Origin of the sequence: Wenyingzhuangia sp. (assembly GCF_039768515.1) — a bacterium.
Lineage (GTDB): Bacteria > Bacteroidota > Bacteroidia > Flavobacteriales > Flavobacteriaceae > Wenyingzhuangia.
Genome location: NZ_JBDNAI010000010.1, coordinates 1 through 7,693 on the forward strand (window position 1 = coordinate 1; position 7,693 = coordinate 7,693).

The window sequence follows — 7,693 nt, forward strand, 5'->3', positions numbered from 1 at the left end:
AAAATTTGACTTTTGTTTACGACTTGAACGCCTTGAGGGATTTCTTCAGAAATATCATTTTCCTTTATCCATTCGAAATCTTGACGCATGGCACACTTATTTTTCAAACATAAATCCCACTTGTTTTGTATGGAAGATATATTTTTTAACTCAATAACATCATAATGTTCTAATGCTATCTCTTCTTGGTCTTCTCTACTGTAAAATGCCAAAACATCACCATCACAAATTATTTTATGATTGGGTTTTAAATACTTGACAGCTTTGAAAAAATCTGGATTTGGGAGATAACTTGCATTGATAAATATATTTTGCTCCATCTCTACTAATGGATATTTATGACTTAAATATTCCTCTGTTAAAGTGGTTGTTGTCAATCTTAAATACTTTTCCCACTTTTCTCGAATGGTAAAAATACCGATTCTAAGATCTGCAACGGGTCTTGTGAAAGTAAAAGGTAATAATGCATCTCTAGATCTTCCATCGTAAAGAATATAATTCATCGATATAGTTTAAAGGTTTTATCTTCAATTCTTAGGTAAAAGATATAAAAAAACCACCTAAAATGTATAGGTGGTTTTTTTATTTGATTTCTTTTTATAATTTATCTTGAATAATTTGGTGCTTCTTTTGTAATCGTTACATCATGAGGATGACTCTCTGTGATTCCTGACGCAGTAATTTTAACAAAAGTTGCTGTTTTTTGTACAGCAATGGTTTGTGCTCCACAATAACCCATACCTGCTCTTAATCCACCAATGAACTGGTGCATGGTTTCATACAATTCTCCTTTGTAAGGAACACGTCCTTCAATTCCTTCGGGAACTAATTTTTTGCTATTGTCTTCATCTCCTTGAAAATATCTATCCTTAGATCCATGTTTCATCGCTTCAACAGATCCCATACCTCTATAAGATTTAAATCTTCTACCATTGAATAGTATCACCTCTCCTGGTGCCTCACGGGTACCCGCTAGTAAAGATCCTAACATAACAGCATCTGCTCCAGCTGCAATTGCCTTAGGAATATCTCCTGTGTAACGAACGCCTCCATCAGCAATAAGAGGAACTCCAGTTCCCTCTAGTGCTTCTGCAACTTGCATCACTGCTGACAATTGAGGATACCCTACACCAGCAACTACTCGAGTGGTACAAATAGAACCTGGTCCTATTCCGACCTTTACACCATCTGCACCTGCAGCGACTAAGTCTAAAGCTGCTTGTTTGGTTACTATATTTCCCGCAACTATTTCTAGTTTGGGATATACAGCTTTTATTTCCTTCAACTTGTTGATAATGTTTATAGAATGACCATGAGCAGAATCAAGAACTACAGCATCAACACCTTCTTTGACCAATGCTTCAACTCTTTCTAGACAATCTTCTGTAACACCAATAGCAGCTGCCACTCTCAATCTTCCGAATTCATCTTTATTGGCTTCAGGATTTTCACGTACTTTTGTAATGTCTCTAAAAGTAATCAAACCAACCAGTTTAAAATGATCATCAACAATGGGTAATTTTTCTACTTTATTATCTTGTAAAATAACTTCTGCTTCTTTCAACGAAGTCCCTTCTTTTACAGTAACCAAGCCTTTTGAAGTCATGATTTCTGAGATCTGTTTGTTGCTGTTTTTTTCGAAACGTAGATCCCTGTTGGTAACAATCCCAATTAACACACCATCTTTATCAATAACCGGAATCCCTCCTATTTTGTGTTCTTGCATCAACAAGTTTGCATCATAAACTGTCTGATCTGCAGAAATTGTTACAGGCTCTAAAATCATACCTGCTTCAGAACGTTTAACTTTTTTTACTTGCTTTGCTTGCTCGGCAATAGACATGTTTTTGTGAATCACTCCAATACCTCCTTCACGTGCAATAGCAATGGCCATTCTGTTTTCAGTAACAGTATCCATAGCGGCAGATATGATAGGCGTATTGAGAGGAATGTTTCTTGTAAACTTTGATTTGATGGAAACAGTGTTTGGCAACACTTCTGAGTAGGCAGGTACCAACAACACATCATCGTATGTTAAACCTTCAGAAATAACTTTTTTTGTAGACATTTGCAATTAGGTATGATTTAATTGCATACAAATATAAGACAATTAATGACAAACATCGCTAAGTACATACTAAGTTTTTAAATCATTACGTACAGAGTCATCTGCATTGAGTAGAACTTGAAAACTAACTCATATCCTCTCAATTCATAGTTTTGAGAGACAATTCCTTACTGTAATTTTTCACTTTTATTTATAATCAACGAAACAGTAGCATCTCCAGTAACATTTACCAAAGTTCTAAACATATCTAAAGGTCTATCTACAGCAAAAATTAAAGCCAAACCTACGGGTAACATTTCTTTTGGAAAACCTATACTATCTAAAACAATAACGAGCATTACCATACCCGCACCTGGTACTGCGGCAGAACCAATTGATGCCAAAAGTGCTGTAAGTACAATGGTCAATTGATTTTGAAAAACCAAACCCTCTGGCCATAAAACTTGCATAATAAATACCGAAGCTACTGCTTGATACAAGCTTGTACCATCCATATTTATCGTTGCTCCTACGGGTAAAACAAAACTAGAAACTTCTTTGTGAACCTCAAGATGTTCTTCAACTCTCTCCATCGTTACAGGTAAAGTTGCAGCACTTGAACTTGTAGAAAATGCTAGCAATTGCGCTGGTGAAATGTTCTTTAAAAACCAAATCGGTGACTTCTTTACATACAAAGAAATGCATAAAATGTAAAAAACAATTAACAACAATAAACCTAAAATGACAACTCCAGCATATTTGAGTAAAGCCAACAACACGTAATAATCATCTGAGGTTACGACCACTGTTGCGAGTAAAGCAAAAACAGCATAAGGTGCAAATAACATGATAATGTCAATCATTTTTAAGATCACCTCATTTAATGAATTGAAAAAACTCATCAATGGTTTTGCTTTTTTCTCCTCAATCAACAACAAGCTAATTCCTAAAAACACCGTGAAAAAAATAACTTGCAACATGCTTTTATTATCGCTCATAGCCAGAGTAATGTTGTTGGGAACAACATCAATTAAAAACTGTAAAGGACCTTGATTTCCTCTACGAGTAGCCTCCGTTAATTTATCTTGTAGGTTAAGATTTGTAACATAATTTTGTTTCAAAGAAAAAATGGTTTCTTTAGAAATACCACTACCAGGTTTGAGTACATTTACCAAAACCAATCCTATAGTAATTGCGATAATTGTGGTGCAAATATAAATCAACATGGTTTTGATGCCCATGGATTTAAACTTTGATATATCTTTTAATTCTGAAATCCCTTTTATAAGTGATGCCATAATTAATGGAATGGCAATCAACTTCAGTAATTTGACAAATATTGTCCCAAAAGGTTTGATCCAATGCAAAGTAAATGCTTTACCTCCACTAATATTTGCTAGAATTACCCCTGCAATTATTCCAAGCAATAGACCTAAAAGAATTTTCCAATGCAATGCTATTTTTTTCATCATACAATTTTAAAAACAACAAAACATGACATCTCAAAAAGCAGAAAACTAACTGCAGCCGCAATCTTGACTTCCACAAGTTTTGTTTGTGTTTTTTTTATTAAACAATCTAATATATAGAATCCTCAAAGCAAAAACAACAGAAAGAAGGACTAAAACATTTTGAAGCATTTCGTTTATTTTAGAATTTGATAAGCAATTAAGGCGGTAATGTATGCGAAACCTGTCATTACAAACATTTGTATCAACGGCCATTTCCATCCATTTGTTTCTCGCTTCACTATAGCTATTGTACTCATACACTGCATAGCAAAAGCATAAAAAAGAAGTACAGAAACCCCTGTAGCAAAAGAGTAAACAGGCTTCTTAGAATCTTGAAACACCTCTTTTCTCATTCGTTCTTTAATGGTAGATTCTTGCTCATTTCCTACACTATAAATCGTGGCTAACGTGCCTACAAATACCTCTCTTGCGGCAAATGATGCAAGGACAGCAATACCTATTTTCCAATCATAACCCAAAGGCCTTATGGCTGGCTCAATAGCTTTACCCATCTTTCCTATGTAAGAGTTTTCTAGTTTAAAGGATGCTATTTCGGTTTGTAACTCCTTTTCAGAAAGTGAACTGTTCGTTTGTGTTACAATACGTTCAGCATTATCAAAATCTACTCCAGGACCGTAAGAGGCTAAAACCCATAATAATATGGAAAGTGCTAGTATAATTTTACCTGCTTCAAATACAAAAGCTTTTGTTTTTTCAATGACATTGTAGGCCACATTTCTAAATAATGGTAGTTTATAATTAGGCATTTCCACTACAAAATAACTTTTAGAAGCCCCTATTTTCAACACTTTATCTAAAAGAATTGCTGATAGGATGGCAACTCCAAATCCTAGAAGATAAAGGACCATCAGGAGTAAACCTTGAACATTAAAAGACATAAAATTTGCATCAGCAGGAACAATCAAACTTATGATAATGGCGTAAACTGGTAATCGTGCAGAACACGTAGTAAAAGGAGTGACTAAGATGGTAATCAATCTTTCTTTCCAATTTTCTATATTACGAGTTGACATAATGGCGGGTATAGCACAGGCTGTTCCTGAAATAAGTGGAACAATACTTTTCCCACTCAACCCAAAATTACGCATGATTTTATCCATTAAAAAAACAACGCGACTCATATAGCCACTTTCTTCTAATACAGAAGTAAACATGAAAAGAAATGCTATTTGTGGAATAAAGATAACAACCCCTCCAATTCCTGGAATAATACCTTCTGCCAATAAATTGGTAAAAACGCCTTCTGATAAATTTGCTCTAGCGATTTCTGATAATCCTGCAAAGGCTTCATCAATGAAATCCATGGGTACTGCCGACCATGAAAATAGGGCCTGAAAAACACTAAACAAAATGGTGAAAAATATCAAATACCCAAAAAATCTATGAATCAAAACCCTATCCAAAAGAGATCTTAATCCTTTTGCTTTTTTTGGATTTTGACTGTATGTTTTTTCTAATACAGACTTTAAAAACTGATAACGTCTTACCGTTTCTAAATGGTGTTTTTTCTTCTCTTCAGTAGCTAATTTAGATAAGACTGAAGGAGAATCAACAAAACAAGGAAGCGTACTCAAGCTCTTATAATCTATGATGATTTTTTTGAGGTAAGAAATCCCTTTGTTTTGTTTAGAACTTACAAAGGCAATTTTTGTTTCTAATAGCGATTCCATTTCTTGCATGTCAATATCTATTCCTTTGACTTTCATTTGGTCTATCATATTGATGACCAATATGGTTGGAATCCCCAAATCTTTAACTTGGGTATACAGGTATAGGTTTCGCTTCAAGTTTTCTATATCAGCAACAACCACAACAACATCTGGATAATTTTCATTGGATTGATCGGACAATACTTGTACGGCAAGATCTTCATCTATCGAACTCGCATTTAAGCTGTAAGTTCCAGGCAAATCAATAACTTCAGCAAGAATTCCTCTACTTAATTTGGTTTGTCCTATCTTTTTATCAACAGTAATTCCAGGATAATTTCCTACTTTTTGATTTAATCCAGTTAATCTGTTAAACAAAGAGGTTTTACCGGTATTCGGATTTCCTATTAAGGCTACTTTGATATCACTCATAGTTTTTCTACAATTATTTTTGAAGCTACCTCTATTCTAATCGCTAAATAGGTACCACTAATATTTAAGTAAATAGGGTCTTTCAAGGGAGCTCTTTGTAAAACTTCCACATAATTTCCTTCAATGCATCCCATTTCTATCAATTTAAGCGGTATATCAATTTCTGCGAAAGATTTGATAATCGCTCTATCACCTCTCTCTAAATCTGCAATCGTTTTTCTTCTTCCCATTTAATTTTTCTTGTACATCTGAATCATTACAATCAAAATCGACGCAGAAAAGGATGCCGTCATTAAGATTCCTGAGAACATGACGATATATTTCATCCACAAAACACCTGTCCACAACAAGTAAATTCCTGTAAAGGTCACCAAGACAGAAAGCAAGGGTTCAATCATTAAGAATTTTTTAACCGTTGTATTTATTTTGGTCAGAGAAAGTAAACCTCCCAACAAAAAGAAAATCACTCCCATTGATAAAATATGAGAATGTATGATGTTAAGCATGTGTTTTTCATTTTTTTTAAACTTTAGCACCTCACTATCTTCATCAGATTCGTTTCCTAGATAATTCTCTTGAACCCCCTGGGTACTGAACCCTGAAGTATTTTCGACAAAGGTGATTCCTGAATAAAAACCAACACTTAGCACAACCAAGAAGGTTGTAACTAATAACTTTAACTCTTTGGGTAGTGTGTAAATAAGACCTTGAATTTGCATTAAATAATGTTGTTTTGTTTTAATAATTCAACCTGCTGTAGCAACAAATTCATCTCTCTTGTCATAGAAGATGCGGAGATGGTAGCGCCAGAAATTGCATCTACCGTCTGCTTATAAATAAGTGAATCTTGAGGACTTTTCCCAATAAACTGCTTTAACCAACGTTTACTTGTAATTTCGTATCCATAGCTTTCTCTGTAAATTAAAACTTTACTATGTACTATAACCCCATTGGTATCAAAAATAACCATATAGTCAAAATACGATACATGACTTGGCGCTTTTCCTACGTAGACAATAAATTTTAAACCGTTATCCGTTTGTACGTTAGAAAATTCACCATCAGTAATTTCATTAGACAACTGACGAATCCAATCCTCCTCTAAAACCACCTTTTGCTTTGTGAATGTCTTGGTTTTTAAGTAAGAAGAAATCTCTTTATCTACTTTCTTTACCAACCCTTTTGACAATCCAAATGACGAAAATGTAAGGAATATCGAAACCACTATTAAATCTAATGAAAACAACTTCATAAGGCCTTTTAAATTTAGGTACACAAAGATATAAACTATTTAGATTTAATTAAAATAAAAGGTCAACTAATTTTAATTGGTTGACCTTTGAGATATGAAAGAGACGTCAGGGGAATTAAAACCAAACCCCGATTCCCATATTTAGGTTTTGTGACCCTTCATCATCAACAACAGCATTGTCTTTGAAGGTATAATCTAACTTCACGACAGCACCAGGAGAAATATGATAAGAAATCCCAGCGATCCAATCTGACCTATCATAGCTATTGTTCACCGCAAGATTGGTCACTGTATGATGAGTATTGTAATTTTCATAGCGAACAAAGGCGTCTAAGACTTGATTTTTAGACAAAGGCATTAGGTTGTAAGCCGATTCTAAATACCAACCTTGTAAAGAACTTCCTAAATCAGATCCTGTCAAATTATTGTAGGCTGCTGCCCCACCAATTCCGGTGTAAATATATTGACCTCTTGAACTAAATCTATTTCTTCTGTACCTGAAATCTAAACCTAACATACTCAAATCAACAGTAGAACCCGTTTTGCTAGCTTCTTCAGTTGTTTCTGGTGAAGTTTCTCCATAATAACCAGACAATCCAACCCTTAAACCTGGCATTCCGTAATAATCTACTTTGATAGATAAATTCATATTGTTCGCGACAGATTTTGCTCCCTTTTGTCTACCATTTCTTAATGCATTTTTCCCTCCCAAATAACTAGTTCCGCCAACGTTGTCAGAGTTTGAAATCAGACCGTTAAAAATATAGGCTTGATACCTCAA

7 protein-coding genes and 1 pseudogene are annotated in these 7,693 nt (G+C 34.4%); all 8 read right to left on the reverse strand.

Annotation, left to right across the window (positions count from 1 at the left end; all coding sequences use genetic code 11):
- Nucleotides 1-503: putative sugar nucleotidyl transferase (locus tag ABF281_RS00660; RefSeq protein ID WP_347179774.1), on the reverse strand; the 503-nt coding region annotated here is incomplete at its 3' end.
- A 101-nt stretch (nt 504-604) separates the two neighbouring features.
- Nucleotides 605-2,068 carry an IMP dehydrogenase gene (gene guaB / locus ABF281_RS00665; RefSeq protein ID WP_347179775.1) on the reverse strand — a complete coding sequence of 488 codons (1,464 nt, stop codon included), beginning with the start codon at nt 2,066-2,068 and terminating at the stop codon, nt 605-607.
- A gap of 167 nt (nt 2,069-2,235) precedes the next feature.
- The gene (locus ABF281_RS00670; RefSeq protein WP_347179780.1) at nt 2,236-3,516 is read right to left on the reverse strand and encodes a dicarboxylate/amino acid:cation symporter; all 1,281 of its coding nucleotides are present in this window, start codon (nt 3,514-3,516) and stop codon (nt 2,236-2,238) included.
- A 176-nt stretch (nt 3,517-3,692) separates the two neighbouring features.
- Nucleotides 3,693-5,660: a ferrous iron transport protein B gene (gene feoB / locus ABF281_RS00675; protein ID WP_347179776.1), complete on the reverse strand. Its 1,968-nt coding sequence runs from the start codon at nt 5,658-5,660 to the stop codon at nt 3,693-3,695.
- Nucleotides 5,657-5,890, reverse strand: coding sequence for a FeoA family protein (locus tag ABF281_RS00680; protein ID WP_347179777.1), 234 nt, complete (start codon nt 5,888-5,890; stop codon nt 5,657-5,659). The genes feoB and ABF281_RS00680 overlap by 4 nt, the downstream gene beginning before the upstream one ends.
- Nucleotides 5,891-6,379, reverse strand: a complete 489-nt coding sequence (locus ABF281_RS00685) for a hypothetical protein (protein WP_347179778.1) — start codon at nt 6,377-6,379, stop codon at nt 5,891-5,893.
- Entirely contained in the window at nt 6,379-6,912 is a 534-nt protein-coding gene (locus ABF281_RS00690) for an FMN-binding protein (RefSeq protein ID WP_347179779.1), read from the reverse strand. The genes ABF281_RS00685 and ABF281_RS00690 overlap by 1 nt, the downstream gene beginning before the upstream one ends.
- A 115-nt stretch (nt 6,913-7,027) precedes the next feature.
- Nucleotides 7,028-7,693 (reverse strand): annotated as a pseudogene (locus tag ABF281_RS00695) (hypothetical protein); the annotation flags it as partial.

Coding starts and splice junctions, on each gene's coding strand:
- ABF281_RS00670 (WP_347179780.1), bottom strand. CDS start 3,516: ATGAAAAAAATAGCATTGCATTGGAAAATTCTTTTAGGTCTATTGCTT.
- ABF281_RS00680 (WP_347179777.1), bottom strand. CDS start 5,890: ATGGGAAGAAGAAAAACGATTGCAGATTTAGAGAGAGGTGATAGAGCG.
- feoB (WP_347179776.1), bottom strand. CDS start 5,660: ATGAGTGATATCAAAGTAGCCTTAATAGGAAATCCGAATACCGGTAAA.
- ABF281_RS00685 (WP_347179778.1), bottom strand. CDS start 6,379: ATGCAAATTCAAGGTCTTATTTACACACTACCCAAAGAGTTAAAGTTA.
- guaB (WP_347179775.1), bottom strand. CDS start 2,068: ATGTCTACAAAAAAAGTTATTTCTGAAGGTTTAACATACGATGATGTG.
- ABF281_RS00690 (WP_347179779.1), bottom strand. CDS start 6,912: ATGAAGTTGTTTTCATTAGATTTAATAGTGGTTTCGATATTCCTTACA.